Raw genomic sequence first — 17,236 nt, forward strand, 5'->3', positions numbered from 1 at the left:
GTTTTTTTTGTCAGTAGTCGTCGAAGCGGATGCTGGTCAGTCCTCGCTGATCAGTGTCTCGTTCGAGATGGTTTACTGTCTACTGCCGTGAAGATAGCGCCAAATTAGCTTGTGACGATGATTTGAGAAAATATTAGAATGAGCAACAGGCCTGAGTCAGGTTGATGTCACAATGCGGCGGATTGTTTTCCTGGCATTTCGAAGCTTCAGTTATAGTGTGTGAATTTTGTACTCGGAGTTTTATAAAATGGATGCTGTAGTGGTGCATACTACTTCAAAAAAAAATTTAAGCCCCCTAGGTCCAATTAGAATTATTTTATTTGCCTGGGGTGCTTATCTGGCGTGGCTTTTGGCTCTTCAGGTGAGTGGCACAGGTATAGGTTTTAAAGTTTGGCCTATAGGTGAAGACAGAAACTGGCTTTATCTTCTGCGTAGTGGGAATCCAATTCAGATTTTCCAAGAGTTTTGGGCTCTGGACAGTAGGAATCCTCTAGCTGCTTTTTGGTGGATTTTGATATCGCCGATCATAAAAGTTTCTGACTGGGGGCTCCATGTCGTTTCATTGATTGTCTCACCCTTGATTGCGATTGTAACCTTCCTGACGCTTGATAGACTGGACCGTGGCCGTAGTCGTCTGTTCGCCTTGTTGGTGGCGCTTTTGGTGTTGCTTTGGAACTTTCCGGCAAGGCATGATCATGTCGATAGAGTGATGGTTATTGCATTAGCATTTTCGCTTCTGACAATTTTTTTATATGCAAGATTTATTGATGAGGACAGGCGTAGAAAGGGTTTGCTTCTCTCCGCGCTGTTTTGTTATTTGATTGCGCTGGCAACATATACAATTCAGTCAGGTGCAATTATTGCTGTTCCCTTCCTTGTGTTATTTCGATTGCAGAGACCATTAAAAAGTCGCTTATTATGGGCTGGCTGCGATTCGATATTTTTTTTTACGACCTTTATGGCTTATACCTTAACATGGATGCATTTTGCTGGGCCTTCTTCCGGCTCGACGTTTCATATCGCATATAGTGATCTTTTGGCTAATGTTTCGGTCAGCCTTAAAGCTTTTATTTTTCCATCATCAAATCAACAGTTTATTGATGTGGCCAAGGCTGAGTTTTTAGAGAGTCAGCGTATTTTTTGGTATTTTTTCTCCGCTGTTTCAGGGTTTTTTTTGGTTCTATCAATAGTGTTAGGTTCTAGATTGACTGCAACTTTTCCTCCTCTTGGTTGGATTGGGTTGCTGCTTGTGTCTATTGGTCTTCCAACAGTATTTGTGGAGGCTGGTAACCCAATGTGGGGGCCCGGTAGCCGATCCATTATGCTTCTTCAAGTATGGGAGCCGGTGTTGATTGTTTCGTTAATTTTTGTCGCTGCCTCCCTGATTCGAAACGAGGCGGCTAGGCGTTGGGCTTGTGCTATTGCTGTTTCTTTGGTTTGTGCGGTGATGCTTTTTGTGACGATTGGCTTCAATCACCTTCAAACTGAAGTTTCTTTTTATCAGAGAAACCTTGCTTTGGCGCTGAGAGAAATAGATAGTGGACAAGAAGTACCAATGAACTACCTAGTAAAAATTCATAATCCGGTTAGCCCGAAAGTTGGCAGCGAGCCAACCTTGGCGAGCTATGCCCCGACAATTTTAGGTCGTAATGATACTTCGTTACGTCTTTTTGTTAGCTACCCATCTCCAGCGCCTGCGTACGATGAAGTTTGGAAGGTGACATTTAAAGATGAAGGGGTGATCAATGCTAAGGCGTCTTTCGATAGATCTTTTGTTAAATATGATAATCTCAAAATTGTTTATTTCGATGGAGTCAGCTTGACTGTTCCAGGGCTTGTAACGCAGGAAGATTTTCAAGGGCTGCAGGTAAAATGGGATAGAACTCTGCCCATTGTGCAGTAGCACAAGTTTAAGACGAGCAGTCATGCGGGACCGATTTGCCGAATTTTATTAAATTATCAGTATTATTTATACCTGCACTGAAAATGGTGGGCGATTTGATAGATAATTACCTCTTGGTGGGGCATTACTCTTTTTATTGCCAACGCCAGCTTGTACCAGACGGAGGGCTAATTAATGGGTTTCATTGCAGCTTGCCGGTATGGGGAATTATTGGGGGGGACGGATCTGTCTTTCAGATTTTTCTATGGTAGAACGGCTTAGGCTGGATGATTATTTTGAGATTTTTCAGCCCTAAAAAATAGCATGAAAATGCTAGTTAGCGGTTCTCTATTTGTATTTCGCTGGAGGTGGAGTTTGGCCTAGCGCAGCCAAGAGAGTATTTGGTGTTAGCCCCGTAGTGTCAAGCTGACACCGGCTGAGGAGGCGATGGTGGTTGAGTCTCGTCAGCGGGCGATGCTGTCTTTGCTGCCGTAATAGTTGAGGCGCAGCGCCTTGCATCGTTGCCTGGTGCGTCATGAACTCAGTCGGATCCCCAATAATACCGACTCCCCCAACCGCGGTAAATTCGCACCGACGGAGATGGGTTATCTGCATATCGACAGCTCTGAGCTACGCCTTGAGAGCGGCAAACAACATATGTTCGCGTCTATCGAACGGATGATGAACTTCACTTCTGTCGCACTTTTTGGCGCGGCAACAAATCGCAACGGCACCGTGTTTTTATGCCTAGGTGATTGAAATTTTTCCGTGCCAAATCCATACCATCCTTGCTGGCAACGGCTCGGCGTTCACTGAGCAACCCAGATTTCAGAATGGCGCCACCAACTTCTTCGGGAAACACATCTTTGATCGCGCTCCCAAGCTTGAATCTGGATCTCCAGTTCCGATCACTACACGGGTTGACCCAGTTCTCTTCCGGGTACGCCTTGAAATGTACATCATTCTACGTAAAATATGGATATCCCTTGATGGTGTATTGCCTGTACAATCATGCTTAAATGAATGTCACTTAAGCGACCAGTTATGAATGCAAAATTTTCAGGCCGAATAGTTTTTTTAGATTATATGAGAATCGTTGCTTTCATGAGTGTAGTAGTTGGTCATGAATTTTTTATATACTTAGTTAATATGGCGCAAGATAAAAGCCTTCACGCTACTTTTAGATATATGGCGGATATGCTGATCCCCTTGTTTCAAGGTGGAGCCGCGGGCGTTGTGATTTTTTTTCTAAGTTCAGGCTATATCATAACTCACGTGCTACAGCGTGAAACAACTCAGATTTTCCTGGTAAGGCGGGTTCTGCGAATTTACCCTCTTTATATTTTTGCAGTACTGGCGGAGTCATTATTCGCAACAGTATCATTTGGTGCGCCGTTTCCTTCGCTGTCAATAATGTTGGCTCGACTTACGTTGACTGGAGATTTTTTTGATACGCCCTACGCCCTTACAGGTGTTGAATGGTCGTTGAGAATTGAGGTGCTCTTTTATCTATTTATGGCATTGGTTAAATATGTTGGGCTTTTCAAGGCTCAAAGATTGCTGCCGTGGGTTTATGTTGGCATGGTTGTTTTTTTTCTATATGCCCCTGCCTTTCCTGATTTTGCCGTATGGTCGGATGGCTATTTCAATATTTACGCCCCATTTCTTTTGGCCGGTTCATGTGTGTATCTGATAGAAAAGAGGTTGGCTAATGCTTATGTCTGCACTGCCGCCGTTATTTTAGTGATGGTTGTATTTTGTCTTCTTATGTCATCCTATCACCCGGCATGGAAGGAAAGTAATTTCGCGGTCATGGCACTCACTATCTTCTTGGTCAGCTGGCATTGGGGGCGTTTTCTTAAAGACGGCCTCTTCCTTCGAATGACCTCAGAGATAACATACTCAGTTTATCTTTTCCATGGTTGGCTATGGGCGTATATCAAAAGCGCTATGAAAGGTACTGGCCTATCAGGACTTACACTCGACGTGGCGGTGTTTGCAATACTGCTCTGTGTTTGTTACTGCCTAACTGTGACTGTCGAGCGCCGTGGAATTTATTCTGGCCGATGGATAAGTAATCGTCTGAATAACAAGCAAATCGGGTCCCCTCTGCAAGATCGGGTACCAACGCCCGGTTAAATTTATACGGTTGCCAAATGCCTACGCTCCTTCTGCGTGTGATATTTCAAGGCGCGACGCGGACGTGCCTTGTTAACACCTCACCTCAATTTTTTGTGGGGCTCAAGGATCAGTGACGATGCGGTTCGACTATGCGCTCAACGGTATTGTTGTCGAAGGGGCAGCATCACGATCGAGCAGGGGCACCGCTGGCAGTCGACTGATGATGCGGTCAAACATACGATTTTCTGTTCAGCAAGACTAAATATCTCTCACGCATCAGATGCAGCTGGATTAGGCCTCTCTCTCAGTTCGACACTTTCCATTTCGTTTAACTGGGTCAGTTGAAGCGTAATCCGATCACCTGTTGTGAGCTTTATTATTTTGGGGTGAACCCAGACATCGAATCCCATCTGCTGCTCGAATCATTAGGCCGCAAGGGCCAGATTGAATAGAGATCCACGATCACTGATACCCACTCCTGATTGAGGTTATTACAAAACCTCATACCCCCATGACTTTTAATGGTTACACCCCCCTCCAACCCCAGTGATAAAAAAGCGCAAACACCAGCTCACTCATAAAAACAAAGAGCGTTTGCACCATGACCCAGCCCCACTGCCGCGTCCTCGCCAGCTTCCCGCTGCGCTCTGCGTTACCCGACTTTGACCGTTCGTGTCCCAAGGCCCGTACGCGTTTCTGATCACCCTCCATTTCCCGCGTCCCTGAGATAAACACTCATGAAAGAACAAGACCTGTACATCGGCGAAGGTTTCGAAGGCCCCGGCGTGAACGCCGCCCACATCAATATCCTGATCGGCCCGCGCAACGGTCCGGCCGGCCAGGCCTTCGCCAACAGCCTGGCGTCGCCGAGCCAGGGCCATTGCCCGTTCATGGTGATCGCCCAGCCGAATATCCCGGTCAAGCCGATGACCCTCTACGTCAACAAGGCTGCCATCGGCAGCGACTTCCACGGCAATGCCACCTGGGGCGCGTCCCAGGCCGGGATCGCCAAGGCTGTGCTCGAAGCGCTGCTCGACGGCACCCTGCCGGCCGAAGCCGAAGACGAATGGGCCATCGTCACCGCCAACTGGGTCAACCCTTCCTGCGATGACCTCGATGCCGTCTACCTGAACAACTACAACGCCTGCCGCACCGCGATCCGCGCCGCCCTGACCGGCCTGCCGGTACGCGCCCAGCTCGCCGATGTGGTCAACCACGTCGCCAACCCTTTCTACACCCCGAAAGCCTGAGGTCCGCGCCATGCAATATATTCGTCTGGGCAACTCCGGCCTGCAGGTCTCCAAACTGTGCCTCGGCACCATGAACATGGGCACGCCGGACTGGAAACCGTGGATCTTCGATGAGAAGAAAAGCGAACCGATCGTCAAGCATGCGTTGGACAATGGGGTGAACTTCATCGACCTGGCGGACTTCTATTCCGCCGGTGTCGGCGAGGAAGTGGTGGGGCGCATCCTCAAGCGCCTGACCCGTCGCGAAGATATCGTGGTGACCACCAAAGTCGGCTACGGCACCCGCAGCGGCATCAACGCCAGCGGTCATTCGCGCAAACACATCATGGACAGCATCGACGCGTCCCTGAAACGCCTGGATATGGATTACGTCGACGTCTTCATGCTGCATTACTTCGACGTGAACACCCCGGTTGAAGAAACCATGAGCGCCATGAACGATATCGTGCGTTCCGGCAAGGCGCGTTATATCGGCGTTTCGACCATGCTCACCGGGCAGTTGGCGAAGATCCTCATGGCTTGCGAGCGCAACGGCTGGGTCAAGCCGATCAACATGCAACTGCAACTGAACTGCGCCTACCGCGAAGAAGAGCGTGAGATGCTGCCGTTCTGCCGTGACCAGGGCCTTGGTGTTTCGGTGTTCAGTCCGCTGGCCCGTGGCCTGTTGACCGGCGACGTGCAGTCGACCCGCAACCAGACCGACTTCTTTACCCAGCAGATGTACAGCGACGAAGCCTCCTTCGAGATCGCCCATTCGGTGCAGCGTGTGGCCCGCCGTCGTGGTGTCTCCAACGCGCAGATCGCCCAGTCCTGGGTGGTCAATCACCCGGGCGTGGATTGCATGCTGGTGGGCGCCGACACCACCGAGCAGTTCGACAGTGCCCTGGCGGCCCTGGAGACCCGCCTGGACGCCGACGAGCTGTACGAGCTGGAACGCAACTACACCCCGTGTGATGTGATCAACGACTACACCGCGGGCAAACGTATCCTGCGCTCGGCCCGTCCGTCCCAGCCAGCTTTCACCCTGACCGAGGCCGTGGCATGAGCGAGTTGATCCGTACTGGCAACTACATCGATGGCCAATGGTCCAGCGGCGGCCCGACCTACCCGGTGCTGAACCCGGCCAATGGCGAGCTGATCACCCAGGTGCAACGCGCCGGCGCCGAGGAAACCGACCTGGCCATCGCCGCCGCCGAGCGGGCCTTGCCGGCCTGGCGCAAGCTGACCGCGAAGGAGCGCAGCGTGCGTCTCAAGCGCTGGAGCGAGCTGATGCTGAGCAACCAGCGCGAGCTAGCCACCTTGCTCAGTCGCGAACAGGGCAAGCCCCTGGCCGAAGCCATGGGCGAGGTGGTCTATGCCGCCAGTTTCCTCGAGTGGTTCGGTGAAGAAGCCAAGCGCGCCTATGGCGATGTAATCCCGAGCCACAAGGCCGATGCGCGGATTATCGTCACCAAGGAAGCCATCGGTGTGGTCGCGGCGATCACTCCGTGGAACTTCCCGCTGGCGATGGTCACCCGCAAAGTCGGCCCGGCCCTGGCCGCCGGTTGCACGATGATCCTCAAACCTTCGGAAGAGACGCCGCTGTCGGCTTTTGCCCTGGCGGTACTGGCGGAGCAAGCGGGGATTCCGGCGGGTGTGTTCAACATCGTGTCCGGCGATGCCGTGGCCATTGGCGGTGCGCTGCAGGCGTCGTCGGTGGTGCGCAAGCTGTCCTTCACCGGCTCGACCCGCACCGGCAAGTTGCTGATGCGCCAGGCTGCCGACACCTTGAAAAAGGTTTCTCTGGAACTGGGCGGCAACGCGCCCTTTATCGTGTTCGATGACGCCGATCTGGACGCGGCCGTGAAGGGCGCGATGGCTTCGAAGTTCCGTAATACCGGGCAGACCTGTGTTTGCGTGAACCGCTTCTTTATCCAGGAGGGCGTCTACGAGGCCTTCACCACCAAGTTGGCGGAGGCGGTCAAGGCCCTGCGGGTCGGCAATGCGCTGGACGGCGAAACCGAGCAGGGGCCGCTGATCAATACGGCCGCGTTGGGCAAGGTCGAGCAGCATGTCGGCGATGCATTGGAGAAAGGCGCCAAGCTGTTGTGCGGCGGTCGCCGTCATGCCCTGGGCGGTACCTTCTTCGAGCCGACCATCCTCACCGAAGTCGGCGATGGCATGCTGATTGCTCAGGAAGAGACATTCGGTCCGGTGGCGGCCTGCTTCCGCTTCAAGGACGAGGCCGAGGTGCTGCGTCGGGCCAATGACACGCCATTCGGCTTGTCGGCGTATTTCTACAGCCGTGATATCGGCCGGGTCTGGCGCATGGCTGAAGGCCTGGAGGCCGGGATGGTGGGGATCAACGAAGGGATCATCTCCACGGAAGTGGCGCCATTTGGTGGCATCAAGGAATCGGGCCTGGGACGTGAAGGCTCGCACTACGGTCTGGACGACTATCTGGAAGTCAAATACCTGCTGATGGGCGGTCTCTAAGCCCAGAGCCCCCTGTAGGAGCGAGCTTGCTCGCGAAAGAGTGTCAACGATAACGCAGAGTCGCTGCGATACCGCGGTGTCCTGGCGTTCATCGCGAGCAAGCTCGCTCCTACAAATGGGCGGTGTTTTAACTGGTTTCACTTCTCCGTCAATAACAACAACTGGAGACGAATATGTCCGTTCAACCCGTCAAAATTGATGATCTGCCCATCGGCCGCTTTCATATCAAGATCGCTGGCCTGACCTTCGGTGCCCACTTTACCGACGGCTATATCCTCGGTCTGATCGGTATCGCGTTCACCCTGATCAGTCCACAACTGCACCTCAATACCTTCTGGCAGGGCCTGATCGGTGCCTCGGCGCTGATCGGCCTGTTCCTTGGCAGCCTGTTTTTCGGCTGGATCTCCGATCGCCTCGGACGGCAGAAAATCTTCCTGGTCAGCTTCGTGCTGATTACCCTGGCGTCGGTGATGCAGTTCTATGCCGAAACCGCGATGCAGCTGTTTCTCTGCCGGGTGCTGATCGGCATCGGCCTGGGCGGTGACTTCAGTGTCGGCCATGCAATGCTGGCGGAGTTCTCACCGCGTAAACACCGTGGTGTATTACTCGGCTCGTTCAGCGTGATCTGGACCTTCGGTTATGTTGCCGCGACCTTTGTCGGCACCGCCATGCTGGGGATGGGCGATGACGCCTGGCGCTGGATGTTGGCTTCCTCGGCGATCCCCGCCGGCCTGATCCTGCTGGCGCGCATCGGCACGCCGGAATCACCGCGCTGGCTGGTCAACCAGGGGCGTGTCGCCGAGGCCCGAGCCATTGTCCGCAAGCACCTGGGCGAACACGTGGTGCTCGATGAGGAGCAAACCACGCAAACCCGCGCCGGCTACGCGGTGCTGTTCAGTCCCGAGTACCGCAAGCGCACGGCGTTCAACTGTCTGTTCTTCGTTTGCATCGTCATGCCGTATTTCGCCATCTACACCTTCCTGCCGTCGATCCTGCAGAAGATGGGGCTGGCCGAGGGCTTTGGCACGGAGCTGATGCTCAACCTTCTGCTGATCGTCGGTGCGCTGATCGGTATCTGGTGCACGGTGAAGTTTTCCCGCCGGGGCTTCCTGATCAACTCGTTCATTATTCTCGCGGCGGCCCTGTTCCTGCTGGCGGTGTTGCCGGGCAGCGCGGCGTGGCTGATGGTGCTGGTGTTCGGGCTGTTCACCCTGGTGTTGTCGGCGGTGAGCAACCTGGTCGGGGTGTTCCCGGCAGAAAGCTTCCCGACGGACGTGCGGGCCAGCGGGATCGGCCTGGCGACGGCGGTCAGCCGCCTGGGTTCGGCGGTGAGCACCTTCCTGTTGCCGGTGAGTGTGGCGGGAATCGGCTTGAGCCCGACCATGGGCATCCTCGCTGCGATCCTCGCACTGGGCGCATTGATCTCCTGGGCCTGGGCGCCGGAGACCAAGTCGCTGACCTTGAGCCAGGCGTGCAAGGCCGACGAAGTAGTGCCGGGCGAAGTGCTCAGGCCGGTCAAGGCAGTGAGCATCTGACCGGGCGGTATTGGGCGATAAACACGGACCTGTAGGAGCCGGCTTGCTGGCGAACCGCCAAAGGCGGCCATTCATCGTGCTTTGCGGCGTCGATGAGATTGCCTTCGCCAGCAAGCCGGCTCCTACAGGTCGTGCGTTTCCTTGGGGAATCAGGGGTTGCTCACCAGGCTCAACCATTCGGTAAACAGCCGCACTTTCGACAACCCCTGTTTGTCGTTCGCCACATCCAGCCAATAGCCATAAGGTCCGACCACCTCCACCGGGGTGATCGGCAGCAGGCTGCCATTGGCCAGTTCCTTGACGATCATCTGCCGATCGATCACCGCCAGCCCACCGCCGGCCAGCGCGGTGTTGATCACCTGGTCCAGGGTGCTGAATTCCAGACCCTGTCGGGCATCCACGTCCTCACGGCCCATGGCCGCCAGCCAGTTCTCCCAGACCTTGAGACGCTTGCCGTCGTGCAGGATATGCAGCAGCGGAAAGTGACGCAGGTCCGGTGCCTCGCCCTGCTCGAACAATTCCGGGCTGGCCACCGCGATATGCCGCTCCATCACCAGTAACTGGCTGCTGCAATGGCTGTCCGCTTCCAGGCCGAAACGGATCTGGCAGTCGACCTCGGCCAGGCTGTCATGACTGGCCTGGTTGGTCACGCTGAGGCTGATATCCGGGTAGCGCTGACAGAACGCCCGCAGGTGCGCCGACAGCCAGCGAGTGGCCCAGGTCGGTGGCGCGAGGATGCGCAGGCGCTGGCGCAGATTGGGCACTCGAACGGCTTGCAGGGCGCGTTCGATATGGTCGAAGGCATCGCCCAACTGCGGCGACAGGGCGGTTCCCGATTCGGTCAGCGAAAGGCCCCGGGGCGTGCGCACGAACAGGGCGACGCCGAGGTAATCCTCCAGTTGCTTGATCTGTCGGCTGACCGCGCCCTGGGTCACGTTCAGGGACGCGGCGGCCTGGCTGAAGCTTCGATGCCGGGCGACTTCCTCGAACACGCGGAGCATGTTCAGCGAGGGCAGTTGACGCATGAAATAGATACTCCGGACCGGCTGGCGCAGCGCTGAAAAACACCGCGTTGAAGCACGGCGTCGACCAGCGTGGAGCCGGTTTATTGTTGTTTTTTGAGATGCTTTTTTTCTGTAGGAGATATCTGACTATCAGCGGCGAGCCGATGCAAGCGTTGCTTGGCGAGAGTGAGTAAAAAAAGCGAAGGGGATGGAAAAAGGTGGGAGAGCCCAGGTGCTCTCCCACAAAGATGCGCAATGAAATGAGGAGGGGATGGCGTGGGAGCCGGCATGCCGATTCCCACGCAATAGCAGAACAATCAGAAGTAGTAGCCGATGTTCACATACAGCTGGTTTTTCCAGAGGTCGGTACCGCCGGCCGCGAGGCTCTGGGTATAGCTGCTGCCGCCGATGTACGGATCGTTCTTGCCGATCAGCCATTCGGTGGCGACCCAGAATTTGCTCACCGAAAACGAGGTGCCGAGGATCAAGCGTTGCGAGGTCTTGAAGTCATCCGCCGATTTGTCGAAGGCACTGTAGTTGGCATACAGCTTGATCCCGCTGATCTGGTCGAGCAGGTACTTGCCGTCGACGTCGTAGCTCAGGTCGGCGACGTAGAGGTTGCCGCGGCTGGCGACGTTGAAGGTGCCGTCATAGCCGCCGAAGGTCACCACCTCGTTGCTGCCCGGGTTGCGTGGTGACATCTGCTGGCGCGCCGCCTGCAATTGCAGGCCCCACGGGCCGTCCTTGCCCAGGTAGTGGATGGCCACGGCATTGCGTCGCCCGTCTTCATGGGTGTCGCGGTTTTCCAGGGTCGAGGTCAGTCCCGAGATCCCCACCTCGGATTTCCAATTACCCAGTTGCATGGCCTTGGCCAGGCGCACCACGGCGGTGTTGTGTTCCTGGTTGTCGCTGCCATCGGTCACATAGCTGTCGGCCCGGGAGACCACGGTGGAGTAGGTGTCGCCGTTGCTGGTGCCGCGCCCTTGCAGGGCCGGACGCAGGTAGAAGCCGGCTTGCAGGTTCCAGTCGCCGCTCTGCTGGATGTACTTGGCCCCGACCTGTTCCACGTCCTCCAGGCCGACAACGTTGCCCAGGGTTTCATAGAAGGTGCTGCCGAAGTAGGGTTGCAGGCCGAACGGAATCTGGTTCAGGCCGACCTGGACTTGTTGGTCAGGGTTGAATTTGTAGCCGACCCAGGCGGTTTCGGCGAACTGCACCGCGCCGATGCGATCGGTGTACTGGTAAGGGTAGGAGCGCCCGTAGAAACGGTACTTGGCGGCGGCGATCCAGGTGTCGGAGTTGTACTTGGCGGTGAGGAACGCGGTGTCGAAATCGAACTTCTGGATATCGCGATCCGGGGCGTAGTCCCAGCGATAGCGGACGGCGCCGCCGATGTCCAGGTTGTCGGTGACCTGGATGGCCATCGCGGGGGTGGAAAGGGCGCCCAACAGCGCCAGCGGGGTTAATGAGCGCAAGGCCCGGGTGGTGTTCAAATTCATGGTCGCTCCGTCTCTCTAGGTTTATTGTTGGCAACAGCCATCCCGGCCGCGGCAAAAACGCGGTCAGGATGAAAGGGGTAAGGCCCGCTACGACGAACGCTGCAAACAGCGTCCCTGTGGCGGCGGGCCGGGAGGATCAGCCGCCGGTGGCACTCAGGCCCGCTGCTGGTCCCACCTGGGGCGGCGGTCGAACCGAAGCCCCGGGCGCGGCGGCCAACAGGGTCTGGGTATAGCTATGCCGAGGCTGCAACAGCACTTGCTCGGCGGTGCCGTACTCGACCACTTCGCCCTGGCGCATCACCGCGATGTGATCGCTGATCTGCGCTGCCACGCGCAGGTCGTGGGTGATGAACAGGATGCTCAGGTTCAGTCGTTGCTGGAGTTCGGCGAGCAACTCCAGCACCTGTTTCTGCACCGAGACGTCCAGTGCCGAAACGCTCTCGTCGGCAATCAGGACCTGCGGGCGCATGGCCAGGGCGCGGGCGATGCCGATGCGCTGGCGCTGGCCGCCGGAGAACTGCCGGGGTTTGCGTTTCAGTGCGTCGCGCTTGAGGCCGACCTGCTCCAGCAAGTCGCCGGCTTCGATCCAGGCGTCCTTGGCCGACAGCCCGCGCAGTTGCGCGGCACGGGCGATGATGTCGCCGACCCGATGGCGCGGATTGAGCGAGCCGTAGGGGTCCTGGAAAATCATCTGGATCTGCCGCCGACCGCGGGTCAGCGCCTCGCCCTTGAGCGCGAGGAAATCGCTGTCGCCGAGCCAGACATGCCCGCTGTCGCTGTCCACCAGACGAATCGCCGCCTTGACCAGGGTGCTCTTGCCCGAGCCGGACTCACCGACAATCGCCAGGGTCTTGCCCCGTGGCAGTTGCAGCGAGACATCCTTGAGGGCACAGACCTGGCGTCCTTCGACGTGATAGGTCTTGTTCAGGTGTTCGATGCGCAACGCCATCTCACCGTCGGCGCAGGGCACGTGCAGTTCCGGGTTCAACGCCGGGACCGCGGCAATCAGCTTGCGTGTGTAAGGGTGGCGGGGCGCCTGCAACACTTGGTCGCGCTCACCGATTTCCACCAGGCAACCGCCTTCCATCACCGCGATACGGTCGGCGATTTCCGCCACCACACCGAAGTCATGGGTGATGAACAGGATGCCGTGCTGGCCGCGACCGCGCAGGTCGCGGATCAGTTTGAGCACCTGGGCCTGGGTGGTCACGTCGAGGGCGGTGGTCGGTTCGTCGGCGATCAGCAGGTCCGGGTTCATCGCCAGGGCCATGGCGATCACCACCCGCTGGCATTGGCCGCCGGAGAGTTGATGGGGAAAGCTGTTGGCGATGCGTGGCGGCTCCGGCAACTGGGTCGACTCCAGCAGCGCGAGCATGCGTTCGCGGCGTTCCGCCGGGCCCATGTCCGGCGCGTGGATCTCGAAGATTTCCTCCACTTGCCTGCCGATGCGAATCGCCGGGTTGAGGGCCGCCATGGGCTCCTGGAAGATCATCGCGATGCGGTTGCCACGCAGGCCGCGCAACTGCGCTTCAGGCATGCTGCAGATGTCCTCGCCGAGGAAATCGATACGCCCTTCGCTGTGACGCAGGCCCTTGGCGTAATCGCCCATGATGGCTCCGGACAGCACCGATTTGCCCGAGCCGGACTCGCCGATCACGCAGAGGATTTCACCCTTGCGCACGTCCAGGTCGATTTTCTGGACCGCATGGCTGCGGTCCGCGCCCGGTGGCAGTTCGATGGACAACCCCTCGACGCGCAATACTTGTTGGTTGCTCATACTCAACTCCTTGTGCCTTTCTGGGCGTGTTCGTCCAGGCCGTCCGCCAGCAGGCTGAGGCCGAGCATCAGGGTGGAGATGGCAATGCAGGGGAAGATCACCAGGTGGGGGAACGCGATGGCCATGCTGCGGCCTTCGTTGATCATGCCGCCCCAGTCCGGGGTCGGTGGTGGCAAGCCGAGTCCGAGGAAGCCGAGGGCGCCGATCATGATCGCGGTGTAGCCGATGCGCAGGCAGAAATCGACGATCAACGGGCCGCCGCAGTTGGGCAGGATTTCCACGGTCATGATCCGCAGCGCACCTTCGCCCTGGGTGATGGCGCTGAGCACATAGTCCCGGGAACGCAGGTCCATGGTCAGGGCGCGCATGATCCGGAAGATCGCCGGGGCGCTGGTGAAGGTCACCGCGATCAGGATGTTCAGCGCCGAGGCGCCGAGGGCGATGATGATCACGATGTACAGCACCAGCACCGGGAACGACAGCACGGTGTCGGCGATATAGGACAGCACCGAATCGACCCAACCGCTGAAGTAGCCGGCGCACAGGCCCATGGCGATGCCGACGGCAAACGCGGTGAGGGTCGCCAGGGTCGACCAGAGCAGTACCGTACGGGTGCCCCAGATCAGTCGCGAGAGAATGTCGCGGCCCAGCACATCGGTACCCAGCAGGAAGGTCTGGCCGCTGCCGTCGTCGCCGAACGGCGTCAGCAGCGGGGTGAAGCTTTCCAGCGGATCATGGGGTGCCAGCCACGGGGCGAAGATCCCGAGGATCACCCAGCCGCCCACCAGGAACAGGCCCAGGGCCGCCAACGGGTTCTTGAATGCATGCAGAAGATTCATCGGGCGCTCCCGCCAAGGCTGCGCAGCGTGATGCGCGGGTTGAGCCAGGTATAGGCCAGGTCGGAGAGGATCTTGGTCGAGCCCACCACCAGTGCACTGATCATGGCGCAGGCCTCGATCAGGTAGACGTCATGGTTCAGCGAGGCGGTGTAGAGCAGCGAGCCGAAGCCTTTGTAGGCGAAGAACACCTCGACCACGATGACGTTGGACAGCAGCCACGGGATGTACAGCATGATCACCGTGACGGGTGCGATCAGCACATTGCGCAGCGCATGGCGCAGCACGATGCGTGAGGTCGAGGCACCCTTGAGGCGGGCGGTGCGGATGTACGGCGCCTGCATCACCTCGACCATCGAGGCGCGGGTGATCCGTGCCAGGTAGCCGACGCCGAACAGGCACAACACCATCAGCGGCATCGCCAGTTGCAGGGCGCTGAAACCGTCGCTCATGCTGCTCACGCCGGGCAGCCAGTTGAGCCAGAACACAAAGATTGCCGAGACGAACACCGCGCTGGCGAAGTCCGGAATCGAGGTGGTGACGATGGACAGGAACGACACCAGGCGGTCCAGGAGCGAGCCCTGGCGAATCCCGGCCAGGACGCCGAGGGTCAGTGCCACGGGAACCATGATCAGCAGCGCGAGGCCGGCGAGCATCAGGGTCTGTCCCAGATTGGGCAGCAGCAGGTCCATCACCGGTTCACGAAAGTGCACCGAGGTGCCCCAGTGGCCACTGACGAAGTCCTTCAGCCAGATCAGGTAACGCCACAGGAACGGTTGATCGTAGCCGTGCTCGGTGAGCCAGGCGGCGCGTTGGTCGGCGGCGGAGTAGGGGCCGAGGACGTTGATCGCGACGTCCTCGATATTCAACTCCAGGGCGAAAAAAACGATCAGTGACACCGACAACAAAGTCGCTGCCAGGGCCAGTAGCTTGCGCCACAGAAAATCAGCCATGTTTGCATGCTCCGGCTATACAGTTGCCGGCTCGCCGCACCGGGGTGGGCGAGCTCATTGTTTCAAAGGTCGGATCAGGCGCTGAGCCAGGTTTCGTTCATCGGGTAGAAGTCCGATGGATGGACCTGGAAGCCTTGGACCTTCTGCGACGTGGCGGTGAACTTGTCAGCCCAGAACGGCTGGACGATGACGCAGGCGTCCTGGAGAATCTGTTCGACGCTTTGCATCGCCAGGGAGCGCTGCTTCGGATCGACGATACCCATGGCCTTGTCCAGGGCCGCGTCGAAGGCCGGGTCGTGGTAATGGCTTTCGTTCCAGGCGCCGCCGCCGCGGTAGGCCAGCTCCAGGGACATCACCCCGAGTGGGCGGTGGGCCCAGTAGGTGAGGCTGAAGGCGGCCTTGTCCCAGATCGGCCAGTACTGGGTGGCGGGAATCACCTTGAGGTTGATGCGGATGCCGGCTTCCAGGCAGTTCTGCTGGAGGATCTGCGCGGTGTCCTGCTCGTAGCGACCCTGGGTGTTGCCGACGATCAGGTCGATGTCGATACCCTTGGGGTGCCCGGCTTCGGCCAGCAGTGCCTTGGCCTGGGCCACGTCGCGGGCACGCTTGGGCAGCGGGAAGTATTCCGGGTGCGATGGCGCCACATGGTGGTCTTCGCCCAGGGTGCCCATGCCGCGATAGGCGATCTTGAGCATTTGCGCGTTGTCGGCGCAGAGCGCCACGGCCTTGCGGATGCGCAGGTCGTCGAAGGGCTTCTGGTCCACGGCCATGCGCATGACCACGGTCTGCGCCGATTTGCAGGTCAGCAGCTTGGCGTTGGGCAGGCGCTTGGCCAGGTCCAGTTCGGCCACGGTAACGCGGTACAAGACGTCGACTTGTCCGGCTTGCAGGGCGGCCAGTTGGGTGGACACGTCGGTGCCCATGTCGACATAACGCAACTCGTCGAGGTAGGCCGGCTTGCCCCAGTAGTCGGCGCGCTTGGCGAAGGTGGCTTCCTTGTTCACCGCGAACGAGCCGAGTTTGAAAGGACCGGTGCCGACGGGGTTTTTCGACCAGTCGTCACCGGCCTTGAAGCTGCGATGAACAATGGCGCAGGTGAAGGCATTGAGCATTTCCGGGATCGCCAGGATCGGCCGCTTGAGCACCAGCTTGAACTGGTAAGGCCCGAGTTTTTCGAATGAGACGATGTCCTGGAACGCGGTGCGGTTGACCGACTTGGAGTCGGCGCCGGTCCAGCGTTGGAAGTTGTGCTCGACGTCGTCGGCGTTGAAGGCGTCGCCGTTGCTCCACTTGACGTCCTGGCGCAGGTTGAAGACCCACTCCTTGAGATCGTCCGAGGGTTTCCAGCTTTCAGCCAGGTACGGGTGGGTGATGTTCTGGGCGTCGACCCAGGTCAGGTATTCCAGGCTGTTGCGCATCAGGTTCGAGGCTTCGATCCAGGTGATGAGCATCGGGTCCTGGATTTCCTGGATGGCGCAGGCAAAACGCAGGCTGCCGCCGTTGCGCGGGGTCAGGGTTTCGCCGGCCTGGGCAGGGCCACTGAGCAAGGCTGAACCGACGAAGGTGCTGGCGGTGGCGGCGGTGATGCCCAGCAGCGTGGCAGTGTGCAGGAACTGACGACGGCTGATCTGGCCGCTTTTGGCCTGGATGCACAGGTCTGCTACGGCTGAATGCGGCGCAGAGCCGTCCAGGGTCTTTAAGTCTTTCATGAGCCTCTCCGAAACGTGGGCGTTGATGCGTGTTTGATGGATGCAACGAAACGACAACTGGTACTGTCAGCTGTGGATCACCAGACATGGCATTGGCAGCAGAGCAAAGCTCGGAGCGTTCAGGAGGCGGAACTTGGGGTAGGACATAGGACGGCTCTCATGTTGTTTTTATTTGAGGTGTTTGCAGTTTTGTCA

General features: G+C 58.0%; 13 protein-coding genes. 7 read left to right on the plus strand and 6 right to left on the minus strand.

Annotated features, from left to right (window positions below; genetic code table 11):
* The first annotated feature begins 247 nt into the window (after window positions 1–247).
* The 7 genes from HX866_RS04445 to HX866_RS04475 all read left to right on the plus strand — a co-directional run bounded on the left by HX866_RS04445 (window position 248) and on the right by HX866_RS04475 (window position 9,263).
* Entirely contained in the window at window positions 248–1,903 is a 1,656-nt protein-coding gene (locus HX866_RS04445) for a hypothetical protein (protein ID WP_177138246.1), read from the plus strand.
* A 492-nt stretch (window positions 1,904–2,395) separates the two neighbouring features.
* Window positions 2,396–2,641, plus strand: a complete 246-nt coding sequence (locus HX866_RS04450; RefSeq protein ID WP_177094291.1) for a hypothetical protein — start codon at window positions 2,396–2,398, stop codon at window positions 2,639–2,641.
* A 285-nt stretch (window positions 2,642–2,926) separates the two neighbouring features.
* Entirely contained in the window at window positions 2,927–4,021 is a 1,095-nt protein-coding gene (locus HX866_RS04455) for an acyltransferase family protein (protein ID WP_177138248.1), read from the plus strand.
* Window positions 4,022–4,740: 719 nt separating this feature from the next.
* On the plus strand, window positions 4,741–5,253 hold the full coding sequence (fae, locus tag HX866_RS04460) for a formaldehyde-activating enzyme (RefSeq protein WP_103499372.1): 513 nt from the start codon (window positions 4,741–4,743) through the stop codon (window positions 5,251–5,253).
* Between the two features lie 10 nt (window positions 5,254–5,263).
* A complete protein-coding gene (locus HX866_RS04465; RefSeq protein ID WP_177094295.1) occupies window positions 5,264–6,298 on the plus strand; it encodes an aldo/keto reductase in 1,035 nt (344 codons plus the stop codon).
* Window positions 6,295–7,728, plus strand: a complete 1,434-nt coding sequence (locus HX866_RS04470; protein ID WP_177104948.1) for an NAD-dependent succinate-semialdehyde dehydrogenase — start codon at window positions 6,295–6,297, stop codon at window positions 7,726–7,728. Before HX866_RS04465 ends, HX866_RS04470 begins: the two co-directional genes overlap by 4 nt.
* Before the next feature lie 173 nt (window positions 7,729–7,901).
* Window positions 7,902–9,263, plus strand: a complete 1,362-nt coding sequence (locus HX866_RS04475; RefSeq protein WP_177104949.1) for an MFS transporter — start codon at window positions 7,902–7,904, stop codon at window positions 9,261–9,263.
* A 149-nt stretch (window positions 9,264–9,412) separates the two neighbouring features.
* Here the strand turns inward: HX866_RS04475 and HX866_RS04480 are convergent, their stop codons facing one another.
* From HX866_RS04480 to HX866_RS04505, 6 genes are all read right to left on the minus strand, one after another.
* Window positions 9,413–10,288: a LysR substrate-binding domain-containing protein gene (locus HX866_RS04480; protein ID WP_177104950.1), complete on the minus strand. Its 876-nt coding sequence runs from the start codon at window positions 10,286–10,288 to the stop codon at window positions 9,413–9,415.
* A 296-nt stretch (window positions 10,289–10,584) separates the two neighbouring features.
* Window positions 10,585–11,766, minus strand: a complete 1,182-nt coding sequence (locus HX866_RS04485; protein WP_177094304.1) for a hypothetical protein — start codon at window positions 11,764–11,766, stop codon at window positions 10,585–10,587.
* A 136-nt stretch (window positions 11,767–11,902) separates the two neighbouring features.
* Window positions 11,903–13,543 (minus strand): dipeptide ABC transporter ATP-binding protein, encoded by a 1,641-nt coding sequence (locus HX866_RS04490; protein WP_177094305.1) that lies wholly within the window; start codon window positions 13,541–13,543, stop codon window positions 11,903–11,905.
* 2 nt (window positions 13,544–13,545) lie between these two features.
* Window positions 13,546–14,382, minus strand: coding sequence for an ABC transporter permease (locus tag HX866_RS04495; RefSeq protein WP_177094307.1), 837 nt, complete (start codon window positions 14,380–14,382; stop codon window positions 13,546–13,548).
* Complete coding sequence (locus HX866_RS04500) at window positions 14,379–15,332, minus strand: ABC transporter permease (RefSeq protein WP_177104952.1); 954 nt, start codon at window positions 15,330–15,332, stop codon at window positions 14,379–14,381. The genes HX866_RS04495 and HX866_RS04500 overlap by 4 nt, the downstream gene beginning before the upstream one ends.
* A 74-nt stretch (window positions 15,333–15,406) precedes the next feature.
* Window positions 15,407–17,041, minus strand: coding sequence for an ABC transporter substrate-binding protein (locus tag HX866_RS04505; RefSeq protein WP_177094311.1), 1,635 nt, complete (start codon window positions 17,039–17,041; stop codon window positions 15,407–15,409).
* Window positions 17,042–17,236 lie beyond the last annotated feature (195 nt).

The sequence above is a fragment of the Pseudomonas gingeri genome (assembly GCF_013386165.1).
Taxonomy (GTDB): domain Bacteria; phylum Pseudomonadota; class Gammaproteobacteria; order Pseudomonadales; family Pseudomonadaceae; genus Aquipseudomonas; species Aquipseudomonas gingeri_C.